Source organism: Streptomyces sp. NPDC002896 (genome assembly GCF_040295225.1).
GTDB lineage: Bacteria > Actinomycetota > Actinomycetes > Streptomycetales > Streptomycetaceae > Streptomyces.
The window spans coordinates 1-26,578 of sequence record NZ_JBEOVA010000037.1 but is presented as its reverse complement, the minus strand read 5'-3'; the positions used below and the strand labels follow the sequence as shown (position 1 = coordinate 26,578).

Sequence of the window (26,578 nt, the reverse complement as noted above, 5' to 3'; positions counted from 1 at the left end):
CGGAGGCGTTCCCCCGGCCACCGGAAGCGCCGCCCGCCCCCTCGTCTGATCGTGGTGTCCGTCCTTGTGGCGGTAACCGCTCTGCTGCCGCTGACCGGAGCGTCGGCGGGCCCTGTGCACGAGGACGCGACGGGCGGCTCGGGACCGGTGCCTGCCGCGGAAGCCGCCCGGACAGCTGCGGAAACCGAAGCGGCCGCCGCGGCCCGGTGCGGTCCCGAACTCTCTTCGCCCGAGGGCATCGAGGCCCAGACCCGCGTGCTGACGCAGGGACGTCACACCTGGGCGCGCACGTACTACCGCAACGTCAACGGGCGGGAGGCCAGTTCCGTACTGTCACTGATGGTGCCGGACGGGCAGACGGTGCAGATGCACTGCACGGTGACCGTCGGAGACGAACCCGGCGCGTGCGAAACACCGCGGGGGCGCACAACGGGGGATGCGGCGGCCTATGCGGCGGTGGCGGAGTTCGCGGCGACAAGCGCCGCCTCGGGGAGTCCCGAGGCCGGACCGCTGCTGCTGCGCTCCGGCAGCGATCAACCTGCCTGATCATGAGGCTGGTTGGGGCACGAGACAGCCGGGGCGGAGCCGCGGCGTGCACAGAGTGTCCGAGGTCCGGTGCCCGGACATGGAAGCGCCCGGTTGCTGGCGACGGGGGATGCACCAGCAACCGGGCTCAATTGAACGGTAACAAGAGATCGGCTATTCGCAAATTCGATCTCGTGGATTCGAGCGCCGAATTACCTGTCTTTGAACGGAGTTGTGACAGGAGTCACGGCCGATCCAAGGATTCCCGGTTGATTGTTCGGGCAGCTGTGCGTCAGCTGAGCGTTACCTGTCGATTGGTGAGGCCACCGCGGGCGCGGCGCTCGTCAGCCGTGAGCGGCGCATCGGACGCGAGCGCCCCGGCGAAACGCTCGGCGAATTCGGCCGCCGGCTTCTCGACGTCCTCCGCCGAGACGCCCGAGGGCAGATCCCAGACCGGAACCGTGAGCCCGTGCGCACGGAACGAGCCGACCAGGCGCGTGCCCTCGCCGAGCCCCGTGGCACCGGCCGCATGCAGCCGCGCGAGCGCGTCGATGAGCTGCTCCTCCGGATACGGCATGACCCAGCGCAGGTGGTTCTTCTCCGGGGTCTCGCACCAGTACGCGGCGTCGACGCCGGCGAGCTTCACGGTGGGGATCGCCGCGGCGTTCGCCCGCTCCAGCGAGGCGGCGACCTCCGGCGACGTGTTCTCCGAGTCGGGGACCCAGAACTCGAAACCGGAGTGCACGACCGGCTCGAAGGGCCCCTTCGGGTCGAGCAGATCCTGCAGACGCGGGCCGTCCGAGGGGGCGCGGCGGCCCTGGATGGGCGTGCCCGGCTCGGCGGTCAGAGCGCGCTGCAGGGTGTCGGCGAGATCGCGGCTGATGTCGCCGGACGGGGTGTCGTTCTGCAGGCCGAGCAGCACGGAGCCGTCGTCGCGGCGCAGCGCGGGCCATGCCATGGGCAGCACGGTCGCGAGGGTCACCGACGGGACTCCCTCCGGAAGCCCGTCCTTCAGGGTCAGTTCGACGGTCGCGGCCGGCACCAGCTCGCGCAGCGCGATCCAGTCCGCCTCGCCCGCCAGGCCCTCGAAGGGGCGGTGCACCAGCTCGGTCACCGCGTGTGCGGCGGCCCGGCCGTGGCATGCCTTGTAACGACGGCCCGAACCGCACGGGCAGGGTTCGCGGGCTCCGACCACCGGCACGTCACCCTCGGCGCCCGTGGCGCGGGCGCCATTGGTGATCTGCGCCTTCTTGGCCTGGGTCTGACTGCGCTTCTTGGCCATCTTGGGTGTCTCCCGCCAGCGGCTGATCCTGTTACGGGCGCGAGCCTAGCCGCTCGTACGGACAGCGGCGGGGATCAGCCCGCACGACGGCCGTGGCGGCGGCACAAGCGGGGCAAGTCGGTCCATTCACGCACTCCGGTGCGGGCGGTGCCGGTCAGTCCATGTCGTCGAAGGCATCCGCGAAGTCCAGGTCCGGCAGGGCGGATACCGGTGGGGCAGCGATACGCGCAGCGAAGTCGTCGCGCCGGTGCCCGTGCACATCACCATGGACCACCACCCACACCGTGACTTCCCCGCGGGCGTCGTCCCGGACGCCCCAGTCGTCGGACAGTGCCGTGATGATGTTGAGCCCGCGGCCGCCATGTGCGGTGACCGAGGGCGTGGCCGGAACCGGGCGGGTCGGACCACCGCCGTCCGTCACCTCGACCATCAGCCGGCCGCCTGCGTCCACGCTCCACGCGGCCCTGACGTCCCCGTCACCGGCCAGGGCGTCGCCCAGCGGTCTGCCGTGCCGGCATGCATTGCTGAGCAGCTCGGAAAGGATCAGTACTGCATCGTCTATGACCGAATCCGGTACGCCACCTATGCGCAACTGATCGCGCATCCGGTGTCTTGCTTCCCCCACGCCCGCAGGGCCATGGGGTACGGCCATGCTTGACGACGTGGGCACCTCCTGTGCCACCACCAACGCCACCCCCGAGACCTCCTTCGCCCCACGCCACGGTGTGGATGCCCCAATGGGTTCGATGGGAAACCGGCCAATACACGTCCTGTGACGCACTCGTCACGATCGAATACGGATCGAACGCGCCGGTGCACTCCCTGTAATGGGGCCTAGTGCCGTGTAACAGGGGCTAATTCCGGCCAAGCTGGGACAGAACCTGTCGGGGGCGATTGGTGATGATCGCGTCGACACCCAGCTCGGCGCAGAGCTCCACATCGGCGGGCTGGTCGACGGTCCAGACGTGCACCTGGTGGCCCGCCTGCTTCAACCTGGCGACGTATCCCGGGTGGCTGCGGACGATGCGGATGCCGGGCCCGGCGATGCCCACCCCCACGGGCAGCCGTCCGTCGCGCAGCCGCGGAGACAGGAACTGCATCAGGTATACGGCCGGCAAGGTGGGCGACGCCGCGCGGATGCGGTGCAGGGAGCGCGCCGAGAAGCTCATGATCCGTACCGGCGAGGGCCCGTACGCGGGTGGGGAGTCCAGACCGAAGCGCTTGAGGACGCCCAGCAGCCGCTCCTCCACCTGGCCCGCCCAGCGAGTGGGGTGCTTCGTCTCGATGGCCAGCCCGACCGGGCGGCCCGCGTCGGCCACGAGCTCGAGCAGCCGCTCCAGGGTCAGGACGGAGGTGTCGTCCGGGTCCGGGCGCTCCTCCCAGTCCGGGCTCTCCTCCCAGCCGCGGTCACCGGCGGGAGTCTGCTGCATCTTCCATGAACCGAAGTCGAGCGCGGCGAGGTCGGCGAGCTCCAGCGCCGAGACGGCGCCGCGGCCGTTGGACGTGCGGTTGACGCGTCGGTCGTGGACGCAGACGAGATGGCCGTCCGCGGTCAGCCGCACATCGCATTCGAGGGCGTCAGCCCCGTCCTCGATCGCCTTCTTATAGGCGGCCAGGGTGTGTTCGGGAGCGTCCTCGGAGGCTCCGCGGTGGGCGACGACCTCGATCAGGTGCTGTCGTGCGTAGGTCACCGCGTCATGGTGCCACTGACGCTGGGTAGACGTGCCAGAGACGGCCCCGGAGAGGGTCAGCGAGAGACGCGGTGTGGAGCCGCCCTGTCCGGCTGGAGGATGCTCCCCGGATGCGTCCGTTTCATCCGGGATAAAGGATGGCAACGGACGCACAGGAACGGCTTATGGTGCCCTGACGTCCCTTGGTAAAAGCTGGCCGCATACAAATTGCACAGCTGGCCCGTGCCGGATCGTGCCCTTGGGCGAACCGAGTACGACCGAGAAGAACAGCCGTGGATCGAGGAGAAGAGCTGTGAGCACCGAGAACGAGGGCACTGCGGTACCCCCGGCCCCGTCTGCACCTCCTGTGCCGGTGGAAACTCCCGCCACTTCGGTCGCATCCGCGACGCCCGGCGGCGGGGCGCCCGGAACGTCCGGGCAGGGCGCGGCGGGCGCCACGGCGCATCAGCACGGCGACACCGTGACTCAGGTCGCGCATGGGCAGGCCGCGCATGATCAGGGTGCCTTCCCTCAGGGTGCGGGTGCCCACGGTCCGGAGTACCAGTACGGCGATCCCGCCGCTCAGGGCACGCCAGGGCAGGGCGCCCCGGAGCCGCACGGGGGCGCGGCGTCGCACGGCAGTGCCGCCGCCGGTGACTGGCCGCCTCCCCCGCCGCCGGCCGTCCCCTCGTATGCCGGAGGCGGCGGCGGATCCGGCTGGGGCTCCACGTACCAGCCCAAGGAGCCGAAGCCCGGCGGGCGGCGCGGCGGACTCGTCGCCGCTGTGCTGGCGGCCGCGTTGCTGGCCGGAGGCGTCGGCGGCGGCGTCGGCTACTGGGCGGCGGAGCGCAACGACACCGCGAGCGACTCGACCACTGTCTCCGCCTCGAACACACCGTCGGATCTGAAGCGTGACCCGTCCTCGGTCGCCGGGATCGCAGCCAAGGCGCTGCCCAGCGTTGTGACCATCGAGGCCACGGCCGACGACGGAGAGGGCGGCACGGGCACCGGCTTCGTCTACGACAAGCAGGGCCACATCCTCACCAACAACCACGTGGTGGCCTCCGCGGCGAGCGGCGGCAAGCTCACCGCCACCTTCTCCGACGGCAAGAAGTACGACGCCGAGGTGGTCGGCCGCGCCCAGGGCTACGACGTCGCGGTCATCAAGCTGAAGAACGCCCCCTCGAACCTGAAGCCGCTGCCGCTCGCCGACTCCGACAAGGTGGCCGTCGGCGACGCGACGATCGCCATCGGCGCACCCTTCGGCCTGTCGAACACGGTGACCACGGGCATCGTCAGCGCCAAGAACCGCCCGGTGGCCTCCAGCGACGGCACGGGCTCCAGCAAGCCGTCGTACATGAGCGCCCTGCAGACCGACGCGTCGATCAACCCGGGCAACTCCGGCGGTCCGCTGCTCGACGCGAGCGGTGCGGTCATCGGCATCAACTCGGCCATCCAGTCCGCGAGCAACGGTCTGGACGGCGGCGGCCAGGCCGGCTCGATCGGCCTGGGCTTCGCGATCCCGATCAACCAGGCGAGGAACGTCGCGAACCAGCTGATCAAGACGGGCGAGCCGGTCTACCCGGTGATCGGTGCCTCCGTCTCCCTCGACGAGAACGGCGAGGGCGCGAAGATCACCGAGGAGGGCGCCAACGGCGCCGACGCGGTCACCCCGGGCGGCCCGGCCGACAAGGCGGGCCTCAAGCCCGGCGACGTCATCACCAAGCTCGACGACTCGGTGATCGACAGTGGTCCGACCCTGATCGGCGAGATCTGGACGCACCAGCCCGGCGACACCGTCAAGATCACCTTCACGCGGGGCGGCAAGGAGCACACGGTCGACGTGGTCCTGGGCGAGCGCAAGGGCGACAGCTGACGCGACGGTGGCGGGGCCGGCAGGGCCGGCCCCGCGCCGCACGGGTCGCCGGTTTGTGAGAGCCGTGGCGTCCCGGAAGCGGGACGCTCCCGTCCCCATGTCCGTGACAGGTAGGCTGTAGCCGCTCCGTCCCAGGTGGCCGGGGCGAGGTGGGTTGCCCGAGCGGCCTAAGGGAACGGTCTTGAAAACCGTCGTGGCAGCGATGTCACCGTGGGTTCAAATCCCACACCCACCGCTGGCAGGTCAGAGACTGTGCAGGTCAGAAGGGGTGTCCCCAAGCGAGGGGGCACCCCTTCTGCATGCGGCCTGTCTCACCCCGGCTCGCCCGTATCCCACACAGCGAAGGGCAACCGGAGAACAACTGAGGCGGCGTCACATTCATCGCTCCACCGCCTGGCGGCCATGAGCTACCCCCTCCGGCTGGCAATCTCCGTGATGGCGATGCCAGGGGACCGCCAAGCTGCTGGGGCTGGTAGGCGTCTCTCTCGTGATCATGCGTCGACTCCTGCAGACCGCCACCGCTATCGCCGCAGCTGCCGTCTTGTCCGCCTGCGCGACGGCGCAGCACCCCGCCACCACCGAAGCGAAGGCTGCCGCTGCTCCGGCAGCCGCCCCGCCGAAGCCGAAGCCGTCACCCAGCCTGTCCTGGTCCAAGCCCCATCCAGTGGACTGCCGCAAGGCCAGGTGCGTGGCGTTGACCTTTGATGCCGGTCCCGGCTCCTACACGGCTCGCCTACTGGACATCCTCAAGGCCAAGCGCGTGAACGCCACGTTCTTCCTGCTGGGCCAGAAGGGCGTGGCCCGCTATCCCCAGCTCGTACGCAGGCAAGCGGCTGAAGGGCATGAGCTGGCCAATCACAGCTGGAGTCATCCACGCCTGACCGAGGTCTCGAACGCGGAGATCCACCGCCAGCTCACCCTGGTGCAGCAGCGAATCAAGCAGCTCACCGGCCGCACTCCGTCCTTGATGCGCCCGCCCCAGGGGAGTACCGACCAGCGGGTGGCCGAGATCTGCCGCTCGCTCGGGCTCGCGCAGATTCTGTGGACCGTCACCGCCAAGGACTATCGCGACCACGACCCCGACCTCATCAAACGGCGCGTCCTGGCCAGCGCCGAGCGCAACGGGATCATCCTGCTGCACGACGTCTACCCGGGTACCGTTCCCGCCGTTCCCGGAATCATCGACGGATTGCGTGAACGCGGGCTGACACCAGTGACCGTCTCCCAACTCTTCGCTCCCACCAAGCCCCAGAAGGGCCGGGCCTACTGGAACGCGCCGTAGGCAAATCATCTCGTTACCGCTTGAACGCGGTCACTTCGTGCTTTCCCGGTCGCCAGCCATGCGATCCCCCCTCGGCGCCGACCCACAGTCGGACGGCGAACGCATGTGCTATCCAACCAGGTTGGACATTCACAAGTCCTACACGTGTCACACATCTTCACCAGACCACGAGGGGGATCTCTCTTGCGTAAGCGCCCTGTCATCGCCGCCGTCCTCACTGCCGGCACGCTGGCCGTTCTCGCCGCCGCTCCGGCTCAGGCCACCGAGTACAGCTCGGCCTTGAAGATCCGCGGCGTGCAGTACGACGCGCCCGGCCGGGACTCCAACAGCTGCTCCTCCGGCAACACCGACGAGGAGTACCTGACGATCAAGAACTATTCGTCCTCGGCGACCATCAATCTCAAGGGCTACGTCGTCAAGGACGCCGCCGGCAACAGGTTCACCTTCACCGCCAGCCACTACCTTCAGCCCGGCGACTACGTGAAGCTCCGCGGAGGCAACGGCACCGATTCCGACAAGAACAACGTGGTCTACCGCGACAACTGCAACTTCATGTGGAACAACGACCGCGACACGATCTACCTGTACAAGCCCTCCGGGAGCGGTTCGGACGCCCACTCGTACTCCAAGAGCGGAGACGATGCCGACGGCAACGGGTACATCCGCTACCACGGCTGAGCCGGGGGCGCGCGCGGCCACCTGACCAGGTGGGGGGGCATGCCTTCTGCATGCTGACCGGCTCAGCATGCAGACCGGCTCGGCGGCGGTCAGCGGCAGAGTTCGTCGATGTCCTCGATGAAGGTCGGGAACTCCGCCTGGGCCTCGGTGATGATCTCCCGGGCGGAGCGGCGCGGGGTGGTCGCGTGCCGCTCGGCGAGCTCGGTGAGGGGCGCGTCCGGGCGTGCCTCGCGGTCCGCGTACAGGGCGGCCTCCCTTGGGCCGAAGCCGTCGGCCAGCACCCACAGGAAGTCGGACAGGTTTCCGGCCGCCAGGCCGCACTCGCCCTCCGAGCCCATGAACACCACGGGCTGCTCGGTGAGGGGCCGGCCTGGCCGCGCGCACCATATGGCGGCGAGTCCGCCGGCGCCGTCCTGTCCGAAGATCCGGTACGCCCCGCCGTCCAGTTCGCTGTTGCCGGTCCAGAGGCGCAGCCAGTCGGTGGTCTCCTCGGCGGAGTCGAAGGCGTCGTACGGTTCGAAGTCGACGCCCTCGCCCTCTTCGCCGTAGTCGAACCCCACCCTGGCCACATCGGCCAGGGCAGGCGGGAATCGGCGGTCGTCAACGTTCGTCTCGATCATGTGCCGGAGGCTAACCGCCGCCACTGACAGTGCCTGGCGGCCTGGTTCCTCTTCTCTCGTGTGAAGGTTATTTGTCATGATTTGTATGTGGCTGCCGAGTCCCCGGAGTACGAGGTCCGCTACGGATGGAACTGGCGTAGCGCCCCACTGGCCGTCGCGCTCTTCGCCTGTTGCGCCGCCGTTTTGTTGGCCCTGGTCGTAGAGCTGGTGGAGAACCAGGTCTCTGCGTGGGACGCACTCATGTACCTCCTCGTGCTGGTGATCAGTGGCGGTGGCGGGCTGTTCGTCGCCCTGCAGGCGCGGAGCCGGGCGGTGGCTCTGCGCGTGGACGAGAAGGGCGTCCTGCTCGGCGGTGTCCCGCCGCGGTACCGCTCCACCACCGCCCTCGTGCCGTGGAGCGAGATTGAGGCGGTCGTGCTGTACAGGTACATGTACCTGTACATCGGTGTGCAGCGGCGCCCTGGCCTGCCGCCGTTGCCGGGCAGCCTGGGCGCCGGCTGGATCAGTCGCTGCATCGGCCACATCAACAGTTCGCTGGTAGAGGGTGTCGCGGCCGACGTCATGCAGTCCGGCCGGGCCGTTCTCTGCTGGAAGCTGGACAAGGAGCGGCTGGCCGGGGCGGTGGCCCACTTCGCGCCGCAGGTCGACCTGGTCGACACCGACGCGTAGGGGTGACCGTCTGTGTCACCACGCGCGCGTGCCGTTCACGGACGGTGTCCCGTCAGCCGGGCCGCAGAGGCGACCGTGGCGCGGGCCTCCCGTTCCGTCAGGCCGGTGTGGATCGCCGCTTCGACCAGTGGGGTGACGAGTTCCTCTCCGATGCCGTTTTCGTACGCGCGGCAGGCGGCCCAGAAGAGGCGGGTGTTGCGCTGACCCTCGTGTGCCGCGAGGACGAACTGGACGAGTCCCTGCCCGTGTTGGCCGGTGGACGGGGGCGTCGGGTGGTGCGGGCGCGGTGGGGGAGTGATCAGCCGCAGAAGGGCGGGCGGGCAGGGGGCTGGGGGCAGGTGGGCGGTGCCCGGCGCGGTGCTGTAGACGCCGTGTTCGGTGCGTGAGCCGGGGCCCACGAGATATCCGCCGGCGCCGCGGATGTCGATGCCAGGAGCGAGCCGCCCCGCGGAGTTGGGGACGACGACGTCGGGCGGGCCCGAGAGCCACACATGGCGGCCGCCGCTGGGGGTGATCACGACGACGGTGTCCGGGATGGTGAAGAGATGGCGCAGCGCGAGTTCGCGCAGGGCGGCCGAGGAGTCCGTACCGGACTTGGTGTCGAGGTCGACGCCGATCAGGTGGTACGGGGGCAGTCCGCAGGCGATGCCGTAGCCGGTCGCCCAGGGGGCGGCGGCGAAGAGTTCACGGATGCGTCGTGGGTCGCTCGACGCGTCGTACACGCCGTGGCCGGGGCGTCCGCACTCGCCGCGGCAGAGCGCCGGTTCGGGGTCCGAGCGGTGCGGTGAACGCAGGGCGGGGAGCTTGGTGCGGGACAGCGGTATGACGGCCAGTCCGCGTTCGGCTGCGGAGAGGGCATGGGCGAGGGCCAGGGTCGTGGCATGCCGATCGGTGGTGGCCATGCTCCTATGTTCGTACGTGCGTTCGATAAAGGGAAGGGGTGATCCGTCCCCCGTGCCGGTTCCTGATCGCTTCGTCCCATGCGGTGAGGCTTCGCCCGCATGTGGTGGCGCGGGCGCCTGGTCGTCGGTCTTGACATCGGCCGCGGATCTGACGGACAGTCAGAAACTCTTGCCGGTACGAAACGGGAGGCCGCCGCCGTGCACCTCGCCCCCACCGTCCGCCAGCAGCAACTGCGTACCGAACTGCGTGCGTACTTCCGGGACCTGATGCCGGACGGACCGCCCCCCGCCGGGGACGCGGCAGGCCGGCGGCGACTACTGCGCCGCATGGGCGGCGACGGGCTGCTCGGCCTCGGCTGGCCCGTCGAGTACGGGGGGCAGGGGCGCGGTCCCGACGAGCAGTTCGTGTTCTTCGACGAGGCGTACCGCGCGGGCGCCCCGGTCTCGATGGTGACCCTGAACACCGTGGGCCCGACCCTCATGAAGTACGGCACCCAGGAGCAGAAGGACCGCTTCCTGCCGGGCATCCTCAGCGGCGACATCGTCTTCGCCATCGGCTACAGCGAGCCGTCGGCCGGGACCGATCTCGCATCGCTACGCACGCGTGCCGTGCGTGAGGGCGGAGAGTGGCTGATCGATGGGCAGAAGATCTTCACGTCGAACGCCCAGCACGCCGACTGGATCTGGCTGGCCTGCCGCACCGAGCCCGACGCGCCCAAGCACCGCGGGATTTCGATCATCCTCGTGCCGACCGACGCGCCAGGCTTCTCCTGGACGCCGATCGAGACCGTCGGCGGTCTGACGACGACGGCGACGTACTACGACGGGATACGCGTCCCGGCCTCGAACCTCGTCGGCGACGAGAACGGCGGCTGGGGGCTCATCACCAACCAGCTCAACCACGAACGGGTCGCGCTCGCCGCGCTGGGGATGCAGGCCGAGGACGCGTACGAGGCGGTACTGGCGGCCGCGCGGGCACCCGATCCGGTGACGGGCGAGCGACGCATTGACGCGCCTTGGGTGCGGTCGCGACTGGCCGAGGTGCATGCCCGGCTGGCGGCAACGCGCCTGCTCAACTGGCGTTTGGTGGGGGATGTGGGGGCGGGCCGGCTGGCCCCCGGCGATGCGAGCGGCGTGAAGTTCGCGGGAACGGAATCGGCGGTCGAGGCGTATCGCATGTGTCAGGAGATCGCGGGGGAAGCGGGCCTGGTGCGGTCCGGATCGCCTGGCGCCTTCGGGGACGGCGAGCTGGAGCGCATGAACCGGGCGGCGCAGATCAACACCTTCGGGGGCGGGGTGAGCGAGGTGCAGCGGGAGATCGTCGCGACGATGCGGCTCGGGATGCACAGGGGGCGGCGGTGAACACGGGGGGCCGGGCGGATTCGGGCGGGTCCGCGGGCGGCACGGCGAGCTGCGTTTCGTACGAGCGGCTGAAGGCGTACGAGGGACAGCCGGCCGCGGTCGCGGGCGTAGGCAGGGACCGGGTCAACGAACCGATGATCAGGCACTGGTGCGAGGCGATGGGGGACACCAACCCCGCGTACGCGGGCCCGGACGCCATCGCGCCGCCGGCCATGCTCCAGGCCTGGACGATGGGCGGCCTCTCCGGCCATGCGGGGCGCAGCGCCGCGTACGACGAGCTGTTCGCCGTGCTGGACGGCGCCGGGTACACGTCGGTGGTCGCCACCGACTGCGAGCAGGAGTATCTGCGGCCCCTGCGGCCGGGGGACGAGATCACCTTCGACGCGGTGATCGAGTCGGTGTCGGAGCGAAAGACGACCAAGCTGGGGACGGGGCACTTCGTCACGACGCGGATGGACGTCAAGGCGGACGGCGAGCTCGCCGGGACGCATCGGTTCCGGATCCTCAAGTACGCCCCGGCGGCCCGCCGGGCAACCGAAGTACGCCAGACCCGGGAAGCGAAGCCACGGCGGCCCCGACCGGTGATCAACCGGGACAACGCCGGGTTCTGGGAGGGCGTTTCGCAGCGTCGGCTGCTCGTCCAGCGCTGCCGGGCGTGCGGCACACTGCGCTTCCCCTGGCTGCCGGGGTGCAACGCATGCGGCGGGCCGGAGTGGGACCCGGTCGAGGCGAGCGGCGAGGGCAGGGTGTTCTCGTATGTCGTGATGCACCACCCGCCCTTCCCGGCCTTCGACCCGCCGTACGCGGTGGGGCTGATCGAGCTGGCGGAGGGAGTGCGGATCGTCAGCAACGTGGTCGGCATGGCGCCCGACAAGGTGCGGATCGGGATGCCGGTGCGGCTCGAATTCCTGCGTGCGGACGACGAGTTGGAGCTGCCGGTCTTCCGCGCGGCCGAGGATGCGGCCGGGCTCGTCGCAGGAGGGGCGGTCTGACATGGACTTCACTCCCACGCCGGAACAGGCGGCCGCGCGGGAACTCGCCGCGCAGATCTTCGGTGACCTGTCGACGCCGGAGCGGCTGGCGGCGGCCGGCGGCGGCACCGACGCGGAGCTGTGGAAGGCGCTGTGCGCGGCGGGCCTACCGGGCGCGGTCGAGGAGACCGGGCTGCTCGGGCTGGTGCTGATGCTGGAGGAGCAGGGGCGGACGACGGCCCAGGTGCCGTTCGCCGCGAGCTGTGTGTACGGGGTGCTGGCGGTGGCCGGGTACGGCACGGAGGAGCAGCGAGAGCGGCTGCTGCCCGGGCTGCGGGACGGGACGGTGGTCGCCACGGGTGCGTTGGCGCCGCGCGGCGCGATACGGGAGACGGGGCCACCAACCGGACCGGGTCGTGGCGCGGCCCATGGCGTGCGGGGCGCCCTGAGCGGGACGGTGCCCTGGGTCCCGTGGCTGCGCGATGCCACTCACGTCCTGGTCGTCGATGCCGACGACGTCCTGTGGCTGGTGCGGACCGCCGACGCGCTGACGGAGCCGGTCGAGCTGACCGCGCCCTGGTCGGCGGGACGGCTGACCCTGGAGGGGACACCGGCCGAGCGGCTCGGGCCTCCGCCTGCTGCGTCCGCGTATGCGGACGTGCTGGCCATGGCCCGCACCGCCTTCGCCGGGCTGCAGGCCGGCGTGTGCGCGGGCTCGCTCGCGCGCGCCGTGGCGCACACCAACACCCGCGAGCAGTTCGGCAGACCCCTCGCCGCGAAACAGGGCGTCCAACTCCGCGCCGCCGACGCGTACATGGACACGGAAGCGATACGGGTCACGGCGTACGAAGCGGCGTGGCGGCGCGACGAGGGGCTCGAATACGCCACCCATGCCCTGACCGCCGCCTGGTGGGCGTCGGAGGCGGGCAAGCGCGTCGTCCACGCGGGTCAGCATCTGCACGGCGGCACGGGCGCCGACCTCGACCATCCCGTGCACCGGCACTTCCTGTGGGGGCGGCAGCTGGACGCGTACCTGGGCGCCGGGAGCCAAGTACTGGAGGAACTGGGCGATGTGATCGCGAAGGGAGCAGACCGGACATGAACGCGTGCAGTGCACAACCCGGTCGTGCGTTCAGGCGTGGCGATCGTGCGTTCCACCGTGGCGACGAACTTCCGCCGCTGGAGATTCCGATCACCCGCACCCTGATCGTCGCGGGAGCCATCGCATCCCGCGACTACCAGGACGTGCACCACGACGCGGAGCTCGCCAGGGAGAAGGGCTCCCCCGACATCTTCATGAACATCCTCACCACCAACGGGCTGGTCGGGCGGTACATCACCGACCACTTCGGTCCCGCGGCCGTGCTCCGCAAGGTGGCGATACGGCTGGGGGCGCCCAACTATCCGGGGGACACCATGGTGCTGACCGGCAGGGTCGAGGAGACCGATGGCGAGACCGCCGTGGTCCGCGTCGTCGGTGCCAACGGCATCGGCAGACACGTCACGGGCACGGTGACCGTGACCGTCGCAGGAACCGCGGCGGTCCCACGGGCCGCGGATGTCCCAGGGACCGTGCCGGAGAGTGCCTCATGAGCCTGCGCAGACGGGACACCCTCGGCGGACGCGCCGCGATCGTCGGCATCGGCGCCACCGAGTTCTCGAAGGACTCGGGACGCAGCGAGCTGAAGCTGGCCGTGGAGGCCGTGCGGGCCGCACTCGACGACGCCGGGCTCACCCCCGCCGACGTCGACGGCATGGTCACCTTCACCATGGACACGAGCCCGGAGATCACGGTCGCCCAGGCAGCCGGCATCGGTGAGCTGTCCTTCTTCTCCCGGATCCACTACGGAGGCGGCGCGGCCTGCGCCACGGTCCAGCAGGCGGCGCTCGCGGTCGCCACCGGAGTGGCCGAAGTCGTCGTCTGCTACCGGGCGTTCAACGAGCGCTCGGGCAGGAGATTCGGCTCCGGCATGCAGCACCGAGAGCCGTCGGCGGAGGGGGCGGCGCTCGGCTGGTCGATGCCGTTCGGGCTGCTCACACCCGCGTCCTGGGTGGCGATGGCGGCCCAGCGGTATCTGCACACGTATGGCCTGACGCCGGAGGCGTTCGGCCATGTCGCCGTCATGGACCGCGCGTACGCGGCGACGAACCCGGCGGCGTACTTCCACGGGAAGCCGATCACGCTCGAGGACCATGGGGCGTCGCGCTGGATCGTCGAGCCCCTGCGGCTGCTCGACTGCTGCCAGGAGACGGACGGCGGCCAGGCGATCGTCGTGACGTCACTGGAGCGCGCCCGCGACCTGCCGCAGCCGCCGGCGGTGATCGCGGCCGCGGCTCAGGGCGCCGGCCGCGCCCAGGAGCAGATGACCAGCTTCTACCGCGACGACCTGACGGGACTGCCCGAGATGGGCGTGGTGGCGCGCCAGTTGTGGCGCGGGTCAGGAATGACGACCGGGGACGTGGACGTGGGGATCCTGTACGACCATTTCACTCCCTTCGTGCTGATGCAGCTGGAGGAGTTCGGCTTCTGCAAGCCGGGGGAGGCAGCAGACTTCGTCGCCGAGCGGCGGCTGCCGATGAACACGCACGGCGGCCAGCTCGGCGAGGCGTATCTGCACGGGATGAACGGCATAGCGGAGGCGGTACGGCAGTTGCGCGGCACATCGGTGAACCAGATACCGGGCGCTGCCCGAGCCCTGGTCACGGCGGGTACGGGGGTGCCCACATCGGGGCTGATCCTGGCCGCGGACGGCTGAGGTGGAGGGGAGGGACACACGCCCGGACCGCCGTCCGGTCCACCGGACACCCGGTGCCCGTACTACCAGGGGATTCGCGTCGCCGTAATGAACCCTGAGTACTGCCCTTCTTCTCATCCATCTCCAGGAGGTGGGGACAGCGTCAGCCCTACAACCTGAGCAGGACAGGCCTTCGGCACCTGCGGCCGATCCGCCGGAGGCGGGGTCACTCCTAGCGTTGAGCCATGACCACGCCTGTCTGCACCAGCGCATCCAAGGCCGCGGGAAAGGCACACGCGGCGCACCAAGGCCGTCCGACGCCGCACCAGGGCCATCCGACACCGCACTTGGCACATACGGTACATACAGCACATCCGGCGTACCCGTCGTTCGCCTCGTTCGTCCAAGCCCGTGGCCCCGTGCTGCTGCGCACGGCACGTTCGCTGACCGGGAACCCCAACGACGCCGAGGACCTGCTGCAGACCGCGCTCACGAAGACGTACGTCGCATGGGACCGGATCGAGGACCACCGGGCCCTCGACGGCTATGTGCGGCGCGCCCTGGTGAACACGCGTACGTCGCAGTGGCGCAAGCGCAAGGTCGACGAGTTCGTGTGCGACGAGCCTCCCGAGCCGGAGGCCGTGCCGGTCGGTGACCCGGCCGAACACCAGGCGCTGCGGGACGCGATGTGGCGCGCGATCATGAAGCTGCCCGCCCGGCAGCGCGCGATGGTCGTCCTGCGGTACTACGAGGACCTCAGCGAGGTCCAGACGGCCGAGGTGCTCGGGGTGTCCGTCGGCACGGTCAAGAGCGCGGTGTCGCGGGCGCTCGCCAAGCTGCGGGAGGACCCGGAGCTCGCCCCCGTGCGCTGATCGCCCGGAGCTCGCACCCGTGCACTGATCGCCCGTAGCTCGCTCCCGTGCTGATCAACAGCGTGATCGATCATTCCCAGGACTAGTGACATACCGCGCGGTATGTGCGCAGAATTTGCACAACCCTTACTGCCGCGTAGGCAATGTCGCCCCGGGAGGATGCCGTGCTGAGCACCATGCAGGACGTACCGCTGCTGATCTCGAGGATCCTGAGCCACGGGTCCACGATCCACGGGACCTCCCGGGTGACCACGTGGACCGGCGAAGGCGAGCCCCAGCGCCGCAGCTTCGCCGAGATCGGCGCACGTTCCGCCCAGCTCGCGCACGCCCTGCGGGACGACCTCGGCGTCGCGGGCGACGAGCGCGTGGCAACCCTCATGTGGAACAACGCCGAGCACGTCGAGGCCTACTTCGCCATCCCCTCCATGGGCGCCGTCCTGCACACACTCAACCTGCGGCTGCCCGCCGAACAGCTCGTGTGGATCGTCAACCACGCCGCCGACCGCGTCGTCATCGTCAACGGCTCGCTGATCCCGCTGCTCGCACCGCTCCTCCCCCACCTGCCCACGATCGAGCATGTGGTCGTCTCCGGCCCCGGCGACCGTTCCGCACTCACCGGAGCCACTGCCCAGGTGCACGAGTACGAGGAGTTGCTCGCGGGCAAGCCCACCGCCTTCGACTGGCCGGAGCTGGACGAGCGCCAGGCCGCGGCCATGTGCTACACCTCCGGCACCACCGGCGACCCCAAGGGCGTCATCTACTCGCACCGTTCCATCTATCTGCACTCCATGCAGGTCAACATGGCCCAGTCGATGGGCCTGACCGATCAGGACATCTCGCTCGTCGTGGTCCCCCAGTTCCACGTCAACGCCTGGGGGCTGCCGCACGCCACCTTCATGACCGGCGTCAACATGTTGATGCCGGACCGCTTCCTGCAGCCCGCCCCGCTCGCCGAGATGATCGAGAGCGAGCGCCCGACGCACGCGGCCGCCGTGCCCACCATCTGGCAGGGCCTGCTCGCCGAGCTGCACGCGAAGCCCCGCGACGTCAGCTCGCTCGGGCAGGTCACCATCGGCGGCTCCGCCTGCCCGCCGTCCCTGATGGAGGCGTTCGACAAGCTCGGGATGCGGGTCTGCCACGCCTGGGGCATGACGGAGACCTCCCCGCTCGGCACCATCGCCCGTCCGCCCGCCCACGCCGTGGGCACCGACGAGGAGCTCGCGTACCGCCTCACGCAGGGCCGCTTCCCCGCAAGCGTCGAGGCGCGGCTGCGGGGACCGGGCGGCGAACGGCTGCCGTGGGACGGCGAGTCTGCGGGCGAGCTGGAGGTCCGGGGCCCGTGGATCGCGGGTGCGTACTACGGCGGGGCGACCGGAGAGCCGTTCCGGCCGGCCGACAAGTTCAGCGAGGACGGCTGGCTGAAGACCGGTGACGTCGGCACCATCAGCCCTGACGGCTTTCTGACGCTCACCGACCGGGCCAAGGACGTCATCAAGTCGGGCGGCGAGTGGATCTCCTCCGTCGAGCTGGAGAACGCGCTGATGTCGCACCCGGACGTCGCGGAGGCCGCGGTCGTCGCGGTCCCGGACGACAAGTGGGGCGAACGCCCCCTCGCCACCGTGGTGCTGAAGGACGGCGCGACCGCGGACTTCGAGACGCTGCGGTCCTTCCTGGCCGAAGAGGCCCAGATCGCCAAGTGGCAACTGCCCGAGCGCTGGACGGTCATCGGCGCGGTGCCGAAGACGAGCGTGGGGAAGTTCGACAAGAAGGTGCTCCGCAGGCAGTACGCGGACGGCGAGCTGGACGTCACGCGGATCTGACCCCTACGCACTGCGGCGGGCGGGGCACCGGAGTGCCCCGCCCGCCGCAGTCCGTCTGTCCTCAGCCCGTGCTCAGTTCGTGCCGATCCTCGCCAGCAGGTCCACGATGCGGTTCTGCACCTCGTCGCTGGTGGAGCGCTCCGCCAGGAACAGAACCGTCTCTCCGGCGGCGAGCCGCGGCAGTTCGGCCTGGTCCACGGCCGCCGTGTAGACGACGAGCGGAGTGCGGTTCAACTGGCCGTTCGCACGCAGCCAGTCGACGATTCCGGAGCGTCGGCGGCGTACCTGCATCAGGTCCATCACGACCAGGTTCGGCCGCATCTGCGCAGCCAGCGTCACCGCGTCCGCGTCGTTCTCCGCCCGCGCGACCTGCATGCCGCGCCGCTCCAACGTCGCGGTGAGCGCGAGCGCGATCTCCGCGTGCTCCTCGATGAGCAGGACGCGCGGCGGATGCTGCTCGCTGTCGCGCGGCGCCAGGGCCTTGAGCAGTACGGCGGGGTCGGCGCCGTACGCCGCCTCGCGCGTCGCCTGGCCGAGTCCCGCAGTGACCAGCACCGGCACCTCGGCGGCGACGGCGGCCTGGCGCAGCGACTGCAGCGCGGTACGTGTGATCGGGCCGGTCAGCGGGTCGACGAAGAGGGCGGCGGGGAACGCCGCGATCTGCGCGTCGACCTCCTCGCGGGAGTGCACGATCACCGGCCGGTAGCCGCGGTCGCTGAGCGCCTGCTGCGTGGAGACGTCGGGCGCGGGCCAGACGAGAAGGCGCCGCGGGTTGTCGAGCGGCTCGGGCGGCAGCTCGTCGTCCATCGGCTGCGGCACGGGCTGGTCGGCCACCTCGACTGCGCCGCCGGGGCCGTCGAGCGGCTCCGGACCCTCGTCGGCGTCCTCGTCGGGCGCCCCGATGGCGTACGAGCGGCCGCTGCCCTCCGTGGACGTGGCCAGCCGTGACTGCGGCTGTGCGGCAGGCCCGGTGGCTCCCGGGTGCGGTCGGGCTGCCGTTTCCGGCCGGTCGCCGCTCGGGTCGGGCGGGGTGGCGAGCTTACGGCGGCGGCCCGAGCCGGTGGGGTTGGCGGGCGGAGGCGTCGTCTGCTGCTGGTGCACAGGTGCCGGCTGCTGTGCGGGCAGCTGGGGGGAACGCGCGGCAGCAGCACCCGGAGAGGCCTGCGCCGGTGCCCCGGGTGCGGGTGCCTGCCGGGGTACTTGGGCCTGCGGCGTCTGTACGGAGGCCGGTGACAGAGGCTGCGGGGCGCGAAGGCCCGGGGCCGGCTGGGCCCCTGGCCTGCCCTGCGAGCGCTGCTGTTCGGCGATCTGGCGGCCGAACGGCACGCCCTGTCCCAGCGTGCGGACGCTGATCGCGCGCCCCTGCGGCGAGTTCGCGTCACCGGCCGGCGCCTCGGCGGGCAACGGCTGAGCGGCCCGCGGCTGGGTCCCGGGCTGCGGCGGCAGCGCGACACCGCGGCCGCGCGTCGTCGGGCCGGTCGGCGCGCCGGCGGGCTGCGGGGGTGCGGGCTGTGCGGCGGGCGCGGCCTGTGGCTGCTGCGCATCAGGGGTCGCCTTCGCCGGTACGCCCGCGGCGGGGGTTCCGCTGTTCGGCCAGGTCTGAACGGCTGCCGGGGATGGCTGGGCGGGCTGTCCGTCCGGGCCGGACGGGGTGGGTCGGCCCGGCTGGGCGGACGGGGCCGGCATCGGCTGCCCGTCGTGCCCGGCGTCGGGGTCCTGAACGGGCATGCCGGAAGCGGGCGTTGCGCCGTTGGTCCAGGGCTGAGCCGTGGGTACGGACTGTGCCGTCTGCACGGACGGACCGTGCAGGGACTGGCCGTTCAGCGTCGCCTGTTTTTCGGGCTGCCCGGGCGGCACGGCCTGCCCGTTGAGCGCGGGCTGTGCGGCCTGAGTGTGCTGCGCCGCCTGAGGCAGCTGCGCGGCCTGACCGCGAGCAGCGTTCAGAGTGGGAACACCGGACGCCGTCGCAGGCCCCGGTCCCGCTCCGGCAGCCTCGGCCGCTCCCGGCATCGGAGCGGCCGCGGGCGCCGCACCCGGCAGCGCTCCGGGCACCGGCATCGGCACCTGCTGTCCGTGCGTGACGCCCTGCTGCCCCTGCATCTGCGGGGCGTTCGGCTCCTGCTCGGCCGGAGCGGCGGGGCGGGCCCGACGGCGTCCCGTCGGTGCCGAGGTCGGGTGGGGCTGCGGCGGAGTGTGGTCGTCAGCCGGGTCGTGGAGCGCCGTCGCGTGCTGTCCGGAATCGTCGTCGGTGCCCGGAGACCGGTCGGCCTCGGCGGGCGGCAGCGCGAAGGCGGCCCGGGGCGCCTCCTGCGCGGCGGCCCGATCCGTGGGACCCGCCAGTGCGCGCCGGGCACGACGCCCCGCGGGCTGCCCGACACCGGAACCCGAGGTGCCGCCGCCGTTCCCGGGGGCCCCGGGCGCGTCGGGAGCACTCAGCCCGGCGGGCGGGACGGCCCCCAGAGCCTCCCCGGACCCGGCCCCGGACCCAGGCTCGACGCCTGCCGACGCTGCCGGTTCCTCACCACTTCCCTCGGTTCCCTGCGTCGTCGCACCCGCCGACGCGGCAGGCAGAGCGGGCAGAGCGCGCTGTTCGGCGTCACGCCGCGCACGTCGGCCGGTGGGCACCGGTACGCCCTGGGGCGGCACCGTCTCACCGAGCGCCGCCGATCCGGCCGCATGCTCGGCCGCGGTCACCACGGCGCCCTCCGCGGGGCTCGGCCGCCCGCGCCGCCGCCCCGTACCGCCGCCCGCGGGGCCCGAGGCCTGAGCCGGCAGCTGCGGCTGCACCGGGTCCTTGGCGTCCGCCGGCTCCGCCGCGCGTCGCCCGCGCCGCCGCCCGGTCGGCACGGCTCCGCCGTCCGCCGCCGAGCCGGAACCGTCCGTGCCGGCCCCCTGCACACCGGACTCACTGGACTCACCGGGTCCGCCGGGCCCGTCCAGGAACGCGTCCACCGAAGCCCGCCGAGCCCGCCGTCGGCCGCCCGTGACGGTCGCCTGCGCGGGCACCATCGCCGTTGCGCCTGCCTGGCCTGCTTCGGCACTGGAGGAACCCGTACCGAGCTCGGCAGCACCAGAACCCTCGGTCCCGGTGTCCGCCCCTGCGGCCGCCCGATGTGCGGGAGCAGCCTGAACCGTGCCGGCCCCGCCCCCGATCGGCACCTCGAGGACGTAGGCGCAGCCGCTCATGCCCGGCACCTCGTGCGTCTGCAGCACGCCGCCGTGCGCGCGCACGATGCCCTGCACGATCGGCTGGTGCACCGGGTCCCCGCCGGAGTACGGACCCCGCACCTCGATACGGACGACCTCGCCGCGCTGGGCCGCCGCGACGACGACCGTCGAGTCCATGTAACCGGCCGCCGAAACCGGAGCGTTGCCCGTGGCGTCGACGCCCGCGACATCGGCGACGAGATGCGCCAGTGCCGTCGCGAGCCGCTCCGGGTCCACCTCGGCCTCGAGCGGCGGGGCGTGCACGGCGAACTGCGCGCGCCCGGGGCCGATCAGCTCGATGGCCCCCTCGACACCGGCGGCCACGACCCCGTCGAGCATGACGGTGCGCTTGACGAGCTGCTCCGCGCCCTCGTCGAGCTGCTGGTAGGCGAGCACGTTGTCGACGAGCGTGGTGATGCGCGCGTACCCGGCGGCCAGGTGGTGCAGGACCTGGTTCGCCTCGGGCCACAACTGCCCCGCGTCGTCGGCGGCCAGCGTGGAGAGCTCGCGCCGCAGCTCCTCCAGCGGCCCGCGCAGCGATCCGCCGAGCACGGCGAGCAGCTGCTCGTGCCGCGCCGTCAGCTCCTCGAAACGGTCCTTCTCACGCTCGGCCAGCGCCGCGTACCGCTCCTTCTCGCCCGCGAGCTCCTCCGCATGCCGCTCGACGATCCCCGCGAGCTCCTCGGCGTGCTCCTCCTCGGCCTGCGCGAGCTCCTCCGCATGCTGCCGGGCCGCGGTCTCCTGCTCCTCCGCGTGCTTGCGGTCAGCCTCTTCCTTCTCCTCGGCGAGGGCCTCGTACGGCCGGCGGTCGGTGAACGTCATCACCGCGCCGACGAGCTGGTCCCCGTCCCGCACGGGCGAGGTCGTCAGATCGACCGGCACCTTGCCGCCGCTCTTGGACCAGAGCACCTGCCCGCGCACCCGGTGCTTGCGCCCGGACCTGAGCGTGTCGGCGAGCGGCGACTCCTCGTACGGGAAGGGCTCGCCGTCGGCCCGCGAGTGCAGGATCAGCGCGTGCAGAGCCTGTCCGCCCAGGTCGCCGGCCCGGAACCCGAGGATCTGCGCGGCGGCGGGGTTGACGAGGACGACCCGCCCCTCGGTGTCGGTGCCGACCACACCCTCGGCAGCGGCCCGCAGGATCATCTCGGTCTGTCGCTGCGAACGCGCCAGTTCGGCCTCGGTGTCGACGGTCCCGGTCAGATCGCGTACGACGAGCATGAGCAGCTCGTCGCCGGTGTAGCCATGGCCGTCGTACGCCTGCTGGCCGTTCTCCAGGTTCGCGCTGCTGACCTCGACGGGGAACTCGGTGCCATCGGTGCGCCGCGCGATCATCCGGGTCGGCTTGGTGCGCCCCTGCGCGTCCGTCGAGTCGGGCCGCCGCATGGATCCCGGGATCAGCCGCGAGTCGAACTCCGGCAGCAGATCGAGCAGTCCGCGCCCGACGAGCGCCGTGCCGGGCGCCTCGAAGGTCCGCAGGGCGATGGTGTTGGCGTTGACGACGGTGCCGTTGGCGTTGACCAGGACGAGGGCGTCCGGCAGTGCGTCGAGTATGGCTGCGAGGCGAGCAGCGCCTCGGGATGGCCTGCTGCTCACGACGACGCTTCCTCCCTGTTACCGCACCTTGCCGACCGCCGAGGCCATCTTGCCCCGCGGCCCGCGGTGTGTCACGGGAGGGAGTCTACGGGCAGTGGTTGCGCTAGCGGCGCCGGATGAGAGGGAGGTCGCACGCAGAACACACGTAGATGCTGTGACCATGGCCCCGACCTGCCCACGCACCGGGTATGCACCGGACGATTGCCTGACGACAGCACGGTCGGGCCACGACCAGATCAAGGTCGAGTCGTTGATCGGCGACAGGACCAGGGCTGAGCTGCCCGGCCACCACCGGAGCGCGCTGGATCTACGCCCGGACAGCCGGCAGCACCGGCACGATCGCGTCCCACCGCGCGACCTCGCACCCGTCGCCTCGGTTGTATGTGGCGTCGACGGGCCGTCCGTGCCAGACGCCCTTGACGTGGGCCGTGGCCGGGCCGCCGTACTGCATCGTGCACATGGCGCCCCGCTGCCGGGGCGCGAACGGATCACGGCCTCGCGCCGCCTGCTCGTCCAGCCGCAGGCACGCCCCGGCAGGATTCGGATGCGTACCGCCCGCAGGGCCGCACTCCAGCTCATACGTTCCATCGGTACCCCCGCCCGCGCCCTGGACCGTGATCGTCAGCCGGTCCGGCGCGGTGAACAGCGGGGGCAGTGGCAGCAGGTCGGTGTCGGCGGCGGCCGCCGCGGGCGCTGCGGACAGCGCGGCGGCGGAGGCGACGGCGGACGCGGCCGCGGTGAAGGCGAGACGACGCAGCATGACGAGTCTCCACGGGGTGCGGGTGAGCGCCGGGCACGGACCCGCAGTGCGGGTACGCGCGGCGCACGGCTCTGCCCCGTTCAACGCCCTGCGCGCCGCGACGTTGCGGTGCCGCTGTGCTTTGCCCTGTGGCCTGCCTGCCTAGTATCGTGGGAACCGATTGGTGACACCCCGCTTGGCTGTGTCATCATCTGCACGCACCTTCTCGCGCTTGCGCGGGCTGATGCGCTGGAGGCGTCGCCTAGTCCGGTCTATGGCGCCGCACTGCTAATGCGGTTTGGGCCTTAAAGCCCATCGAGGGTTCAAATCCCTCCGCCTCCGCTCCTTGATCCCGAAGCCCCGGTCGTCCGACCGGGGCTTCGGGCGTTCTCGGGCCCGGGCTTGGGAGATTCTTCGGGCGTTCGCGGGCCCCGCGCGCCGCGACCAGACCAGTGCCGCTCGGCCGCAGTCTGATCATTTGCCCAGGTCAGGCAGGGTGCGGGATACGGATTTCGCCTCAGGGCGCCGTTCATGTAATGTTGTTCCCGCAACGCCGACCGGGCCGAAAAGCCAGGGAGGAAGAGCACACAACACAACAAAACACAGGCACTCGTAGCTTAACGGATAGAGCATCTGACTACGGATCAGAAGGTTGCAGGTTCGAATCCTGCCGAGTGCACACAGACGAGAGGCCCCGGAGCGATCCGGGGCCTCTCGCGTTGGCGTGTGCGGGCGCCCCCCTCGACGAACCCTTCACAGCGCGACCGCGAAACCCAGCGACAGTTGCTTAAGTCAATCAATTGACCTACCGTGAGGAATCGCGCGTACCAGATCGCCCACACGGAGGCTCGACCATGTCCCATGCCCATTCCCGACCCGCCGACGACGGGGAGTCCGCAGCGCCGCGGGCCAATACCGTCGTGGCGGTCCTGGCCTTCGGCGGGATCGTGGTCTCGCTGATGCAGACCCTGGTGATCCCGATCGTCCCGGAGCTCCCGAAGCTTCTGAACGCCTCGTCGTCGGACACCGCCTGGGCCGTCACCGCCACGCTGCTCGCCGCCGCCGTCGCCACCCCGATGATGGGGCGGCTGGGAGACATGTACGGCAAGCGCCGCATGCTGCTGGTCAGCCTGGTCATGCTGGTGGCCGGATCGATCACGGCCGCGCTCAGCGACTCCCTGACCCCGATGATCGTCGGACGCGCCCTGCAGGGCCTGGCGTCCGGTGTCATCCCGCTCGGCATCAGCATCATGCGTGACGAACTGCCCGCCGAACGGCTCGGCTCCGCCACCGCGATGATGAGCGCGTCGCTCGGTGTCGGCGGTGCCCTCGGTCTGCCCGCAGCGGCCTTCATCGCCGACAACTTCGACTGGCACGTGCTGTTCTGGACCTCGGCCGCCCTCGGCGCCGTCGCCGGCGTGCTCGTCCTGAGCCTCGTGCCCGAGTCCAAGGTGCGCGCCGGCGGGCGTTTCGACCTGATCGGCGCCATCGGCATGGCGGCCGGTCTGGTCTCCCTGCTGCTGGCGATCTCCAAGGGCGCCGACTGGGGCTGGGACAGCGGCAACACCCTCGGCCTGTTCGCCGCCGCGATCGTCGTCCTGCTGGTCTGGGGCTGGTGGGAGCTGCGTACCGCGCAGCCGCTGGTGGACCTGCGCACCACCGCGCGCCGTCAGGTGCTGTTCACCAACCTCGCATCGGTCGCCCTCGGCTTCGGCATGTTCTCGATGTCCCTCGTCCTTCCGCAGCTCCTGCAGTTGCCTGAGGCGACCGGATACGGTCTGGGCAAGACGATGCTCACCGCCGGCCTGGTCATGGCGCCGTCCGGCCTGGTGATGATGGCCACGGCCCCGGTCTCCGCCGCCCTCTCGAGGGCCAAGGGCCCGAAGGTGACCCTGATGGTCGGTGCCCTGATCGTGGCCGCGGGCTACGGCCTGAACATCGTGCTGATGGACGAGGTCTGGCACTTCGTGCTGGTCTCCTGCGTCATCGGCGCCGGTATCGGCTTCACCTACGGTTCGATGCCCGCGCTCATCATGGGTGCCGTGCCCGCGTCCCAGTCGGGCGCCGCCAACAGCCTCAACACTCTGATGCGGTCCATCGGCACCTCGGTCGCCAGTGCGGTCGCCGGCGTCATCCTGTCGCAGATGACCACCGACCTCGGTGGCATCGCCCTGCCCTCCCAGGACGGCTTCCGTACCGTCCTGGCCGTCGGCGGCGGCGCTGCTCTCCTGTCCTTCGCGCTCGCAGCGTTCATCCCGCGCCAGCGGCCGGCCGCCGCCGGGGCGGGGGTCCCCGCGGCCGTGACGCCGTCCGCCGGGGAGCCGGCCGTGGCCGCCGCCGTGAAGACGGCGCCGAGCCCGTCGGTCGCCGCTCTCCAGTCCCAGGCTGAGCTCGTTCAGCGTGTGCAGCCGACGGCGGCGCTGGCCTCGGTCGCGACTGCCGAGGGGTCCGCCGGTGGCGGGATCCCCGTCCGCGGATACGTCCGCGGCGCGGAGAGCGTGCCCGTGGCCGGAGCCGCGGTGACGCTGATCTCGCTCGGTGGGCGGCAGCTGGGCCGGTCGGTCGCGCACGGCGACGGCTCGTACGGCCTCGACGCGCCGAGCGCGGGCAGCTACGTCCTGATCGCCTCCGCGGACGGCTTCCAGCCGCAGGCCTCGACGATCGTCGTCGACGGCGAGCCGGTCGCGTACGACATCCTGCTGAGCGGTACCAGCGGACTGGCCGGTGTGGTGCGGTCCGCGGAGAGCGGGGTCCCGGTCGCCGGGGCCGTGGTCATCGTGACCGATGTCCGCGGTGACGTCCTGGCCACCGGGCAGACCGACGCACTGGGCGAGTTCACCATCTCCGACCTGGTGCCGGGCACGGTGACCCTCGCGGTCAACTCGGCCAAGCACCGGCCGCTGGCCCTGCCCGTCGAGATCGGTGGTGCCGGCACCACCCGTATAGAGGTGGAGCTCCGGCCCGGGGCGCAGGTGCGGGGCACCGTGCGCGGCGCGGGCGCACCGCTGAGCGATGCGCGGGTGACGCTGGTGGACGCCGCGGGCAACGTGGTCGCCACGACGACGACCGGGTCGGACGGGGCGTACGCCTTCTCCGACCTGGACAGCGGCGCGTACACGGTCATCGCGACCGGCTACCCGCCGCGGGCCGCCGGAGTGTCCGTCTCCAGCAGCGGTGTCGACGACCACGACATCGAACTCGCTCACACCGGCGAGTAGTCGCCGGTCAGTTCACCAGACCCCCGGCCCGCGCGGGCGCCTCGAGCGGAGGGAGCTCGTCCGCGGGCCGGCACGGGGAAGGGTCCCGGCACGGGACAGTGCACGGCAGGGGACGGCCGTGCCCCGTTGCCGGGACCCGCACCGCCGCCCTCACCGGGCAACCGGCAAAGCGGGCAACGGCACGCACCACACAGCACGGAAGAGAAGAGAAAAGCCATGGCACTCAGCGCACGGGTCGGCACCCGGGACGGCTGGGCCGTGCCCCATGCGGTGGTCACGGTGACCGACATGACCGGTACGCAGATCCTGCGCGCCGACGCCGGCACCGACGGCACCGTCACCGACGACACGCCTCTCGCCCCGGGCCCGTACACGGTGATCGTCACCGCCGTCGGCTACGCACCCGCCGCGTCGACGGCGCTCGTCATGGCGAGCGGCCGCGCGGAGATCGGGAATGTGGTTCTCGCCCGTCAGGGCGGTACCGAGCTGCCGCCGCCCGGGCCGTGGACCATCGACCCCGCGCACTCCTCGGTCGGCGCCGTCGCCCAGCACCTGGG

At 71.3% G+C, this 26,578-nt stretch carries 21 protein-coding genes and 3 tRNA genes; 17 read left to right on the top strand and 7 right to left on the bottom strand.

Going from position 1 to position 26,578, the window contains the following annotated elements:
* Nucleotides 1-51: 51 nt before the first annotated feature.
* Nucleotides 52-546 carry a hypothetical protein gene (locus ABT009_RS39845; protein ID WP_351306301.1) on the top strand — a complete coding sequence of 165 codons (495 nt, stop codon included), beginning with the start codon at nucleotides 52-54 and terminating at the stop codon, nucleotides 544-546.
* A 271-nt stretch (nucleotides 547-817) separates the two neighbouring features.
* Here ABT009_RS39845 and ABT009_RS39840 read toward each other — a convergent pair whose 3' ends face one another.
* The 3 genes from ABT009_RS39840 to ABT009_RS39830 all read right to left on the bottom strand — a co-directional run bounded on the left by ABT009_RS39840 (nucleotide 818) and on the right by ABT009_RS39830 (nucleotide 3,498).
* Nucleotides 818-1,807 carry a DUF5926 family protein gene (locus tag ABT009_RS39840; RefSeq protein WP_351306299.1) on the bottom strand — a complete coding sequence of 330 codons (990 nt, stop codon included), beginning with the start codon at nucleotides 1,805-1,807 and terminating at the stop codon, nucleotides 818-820.
* Nucleotides 1,808-1,961: 154 nt separating this feature from the next.
* On the bottom strand, nucleotides 1,962-2,588 hold the full coding sequence (locus ABT009_RS39835; RefSeq protein ID WP_351306297.1) for an ATP-binding protein: 627 nt from the start codon (nucleotides 2,586-2,588) through the stop codon (nucleotides 1,962-1,964).
* 73 nt (nucleotides 2,589-2,661) lie between these two features.
* A complete protein-coding gene (locus ABT009_RS39830) occupies nucleotides 2,662-3,498 on the bottom strand; it encodes a glycerophosphodiester phosphodiesterase (protein WP_351306295.1) in 837 nt (278 codons plus the stop codon).
* A gap of 292 nt (nucleotides 3,499-3,790) precedes the next feature.
* On the opposite strand from ABT009_RS39830, the gene ABT009_RS39825 reads away from it, so the two are divergent.
* The 4 genes from ABT009_RS39825 (at nucleotide 3,791) to ABT009_RS39810 (ending at nucleotide 7,313) form a co-directional block, all read left to right on the top strand.
* Nucleotides 3,791-5,353, top strand: a complete 1,563-nt coding sequence (locus tag ABT009_RS39825; RefSeq protein ID WP_351306293.1) for a S1C family serine protease — start codon at nucleotides 3,791-3,793, stop codon at nucleotides 5,351-5,353.
* A gap of 148 nt (nucleotides 5,354-5,501) precedes the next feature.
* Nucleotides 5,502-5,588, top strand: a tRNA-Ser gene (locus ABT009_RS39820).
* 258 nt (nucleotides 5,589-5,846) lie between these two features.
* Nucleotides 5,847-6,635 (top strand): polysaccharide deacetylase family protein, encoded by a 789-nt coding sequence (locus ABT009_RS39815; protein ID WP_351306291.1) that lies wholly within the window; start codon nucleotides 5,847-5,849, stop codon nucleotides 6,633-6,635.
* Between the two features lie 183 nt (nucleotides 6,636-6,818).
* Nucleotides 6,819-7,313 carry a lamin tail domain-containing protein gene (locus ABT009_RS39810; RefSeq protein ID WP_351306289.1) on the top strand — a complete coding sequence of 165 codons (495 nt, stop codon included), beginning with the start codon at nucleotides 6,819-6,821 and terminating at the stop codon, nucleotides 7,311-7,313.
* An 89-nt stretch (nucleotides 7,314-7,402) separates the two neighbouring features.
* Here the strand turns inward: ABT009_RS39810 and ABT009_RS39805 are convergent, their stop codons facing one another.
* A complete protein-coding gene (locus ABT009_RS39805) occupies nucleotides 7,403-7,933 on the bottom strand; it encodes an SMI1/KNR4 family protein (protein WP_351306287.1) in 531 nt (176 codons plus the stop codon).
* An 87-nt stretch (nucleotides 7,934-8,020) separates the two neighbouring features.
* Between ABT009_RS39805 and ABT009_RS39800 the strand changes: the two genes are divergently transcribed.
* Nucleotides 8,021-8,602, top strand: coding sequence for a hypothetical protein (locus tag ABT009_RS39800; protein ID WP_351306285.1), 582 nt, complete (start codon nucleotides 8,021-8,023; stop codon nucleotides 8,600-8,602).
* Between the two features lie 35 nt (nucleotides 8,603-8,637).
* Here the strand turns inward: ABT009_RS39800 and ABT009_RS39795 are convergent, their stop codons facing one another.
* Nucleotides 8,638-9,504, bottom strand: a complete 867-nt coding sequence (locus tag ABT009_RS39795) for a bifunctional DNA primase/polymerase (protein ID WP_351306283.1) — start codon at nucleotides 9,502-9,504, stop codon at nucleotides 8,638-8,640.
* Nucleotides 9,505-9,702: 198 nt separating this feature from the next.
* Between ABT009_RS39795 and ABT009_RS39790 the strand changes: the two genes are divergently transcribed.
* The 7 genes from ABT009_RS39790 to ABT009_RS39760 all read left to right on the top strand — a co-directional run bounded on the left by ABT009_RS39790 (nucleotide 9,703) and on the right by ABT009_RS39760 (nucleotide 17,264).
* Nucleotides 9,703-10,866: an acyl-CoA dehydrogenase family protein gene (locus ABT009_RS39790; protein ID WP_351306281.1), complete on the top strand. Its 1,164-nt coding sequence runs from the start codon at nucleotides 9,703-9,705 to the stop codon at nucleotides 10,864-10,866.
* 68 nt (nucleotides 10,867-10,934) lie between these two features.
* Nucleotides 10,935-11,858, top strand: coding sequence for a bifunctional MaoC family dehydratase N-terminal/OB-fold nucleic acid binding domain-containing protein (locus ABT009_RS39785; RefSeq protein WP_351306352.1), 924 nt, complete (start codon nucleotides 10,935-10,937; stop codon nucleotides 11,856-11,858).
* 1 nt (nucleotide 11,859) lies between these two features.
* Nucleotides 11,860-12,939 (top strand): acyl-CoA dehydrogenase family protein, encoded by a 1,080-nt coding sequence (locus ABT009_RS39780; RefSeq protein WP_351306280.1) that lies wholly within the window; start codon nucleotides 11,860-11,862, stop codon nucleotides 12,937-12,939.
* The gene (locus ABT009_RS39775) at nucleotides 12,936-13,430 is read left to right on the top strand and encodes a MaoC family dehydratase (protein ID WP_351306279.1); all 495 of its coding nucleotides are present in this window, start codon (nucleotides 12,936-12,938) and stop codon (nucleotides 13,428-13,430) included. The genes ABT009_RS39780 and ABT009_RS39775 overlap by 4 nt, the downstream gene beginning before the upstream one ends.
* Nucleotides 13,427-14,593 carry a lipid-transfer protein gene (locus ABT009_RS39770; protein WP_351306278.1) on the top strand — a complete coding sequence of 389 codons (1,167 nt, stop codon included), beginning with the start codon at nucleotides 13,427-13,429 and terminating at the stop codon, nucleotides 14,591-14,593. Before ABT009_RS39775 ends, ABT009_RS39770 begins: the two co-directional genes overlap by 4 nt.
* A 224-nt stretch (nucleotides 14,594-14,817) precedes the next feature.
* Nucleotides 14,818-15,444, top strand: a complete 627-nt coding sequence (locus ABT009_RS39765; protein WP_351306276.1) for a SigE family RNA polymerase sigma factor — start codon at nucleotides 14,818-14,820, stop codon at nucleotides 15,442-15,444.
* A gap of 164 nt (nucleotides 15,445-15,608) precedes the next feature.
* The gene (locus ABT009_RS39760) at nucleotides 15,609-17,264 is read left to right on the top strand and encodes a long-chain fatty acid--CoA ligase (RefSeq protein ID WP_502990051.1); all 1,656 of its coding nucleotides are present in this window, start codon (nucleotides 15,609-15,611) and stop codon (nucleotides 17,262-17,264) included.
* A gap of 72 nt (nucleotides 17,265-17,336) precedes the next feature.
* Here the strand turns inward: ABT009_RS39760 and ABT009_RS39755 are convergent, their stop codons facing one another.
* Both ABT009_RS39755 and ABT009_RS39750 read right to left on the bottom strand, forming a co-directional pair.
* A complete protein-coding gene (locus ABT009_RS39755; protein ID WP_351306272.1) occupies nucleotides 17,337-22,064 on the bottom strand; it encodes a PAS domain-containing protein in 4,728 nt (1,575 codons plus the stop codon).
* A gap of 307 nt (nucleotides 22,065-22,371) precedes the next feature.
* Nucleotides 22,372-22,824, bottom strand: a complete 453-nt coding sequence (locus tag ABT009_RS39750) for an SSI family serine proteinase inhibitor (protein WP_351306270.1) — start codon at nucleotides 22,822-22,824, stop codon at nucleotides 22,372-22,374.
* A 230-nt stretch (nucleotides 22,825-23,054) separates the two neighbouring features.
* Between ABT009_RS39750 and ABT009_RS39745 the strand changes: the two genes are divergently transcribed.
* From ABT009_RS39745 to ABT009_RS39730, 4 genes are all read left to right on the top strand, one after another.
* Nucleotides 23,055-23,145 (top strand) — tRNA-Ser (locus tag ABT009_RS39745).
* Between the two features lie 264 nt (nucleotides 23,146-23,409).
* Nucleotides 23,410-23,482 (top strand) — tRNA-Arg (locus ABT009_RS39740).
* A gap of 175 nt (nucleotides 23,483-23,657) precedes the next feature.
* Nucleotides 23,658-26,021: an MFS transporter gene (locus ABT009_RS39735; RefSeq protein ID WP_351306268.1), complete on the top strand. Its 2,364-nt coding sequence runs from the start codon at nucleotides 23,658-23,660 to the stop codon at nucleotides 26,019-26,021.
* A gap of 216 nt (nucleotides 26,022-26,237) precedes the next feature.
* The coding region (locus ABT009_RS39730) for a carboxypeptidase-like regulatory domain-containing protein (protein WP_351306266.1) at nucleotides 26,238-26,578 on the top strand (341 nt) is incomplete at its 3' end.

Coding starts and splice junctions, on each gene's coding strand:
- ABT009_RS39795 (WP_351306283.1), bottom strand. CDS start 9,504: ATGGCCACCACCGATCGGCATGCCACGACCCTGGCCCTCGCCCATGCC.
- ABT009_RS39770 (WP_351306278.1), top strand. CDS start 13,427: ATGAGCCTGCGCAGACGGGACACCCTCGGCGGACGCGCCGCGATCGTC.
- ABT009_RS39805 (WP_351306287.1), bottom strand. CDS start 7,933: ATGATCGAGACGAACGTTGACGACCGCCGATTCCCGCCTGCCCTGGCC.
- ABT009_RS39840 (WP_351306299.1), bottom strand. CDS start 1,807: ATGGCCAAGAAGCGCAGTCAGACCCAGGCCAAGAAGGCGCAGATCACC.
- ABT009_RS39815 (WP_351306291.1), top strand. CDS start 5,847: ATGCGTCGACTCCTGCAGACCGCCACCGCTATCGCCGCAGCTGCCGTC.
- ABT009_RS39780 (WP_351306280.1), top strand. CDS start 11,860: ATGGACTTCACTCCCACGCCGGAACAGGCGGCCGCGCGGGAACTCGCC.
- ABT009_RS39765 (WP_351306276.1), top strand. CDS start 14,818: ATGACCACGCCTGTCTGCACCAGCGCATCCAAGGCCGCGGGAAAGGCA.
- ABT009_RS39735 (WP_351306268.1), top strand. CDS start 23,658: ATGTCCCATGCCCATTCCCGACCCGCCGACGACGGGGAGTCCGCAGCG.
- ABT009_RS39775 (WP_351306279.1), top strand. CDS start 12,936: ATGAACGCGTGCAGTGCACAACCCGGTCGTGCGTTCAGGCGTGGCGAT.
- ABT009_RS39750 (WP_351306270.1), bottom strand. CDS start 22,824: ATGCTGCGTCGTCTCGCCTTCACCGCGGCCGCGTCCGCCGTCGCCTCC.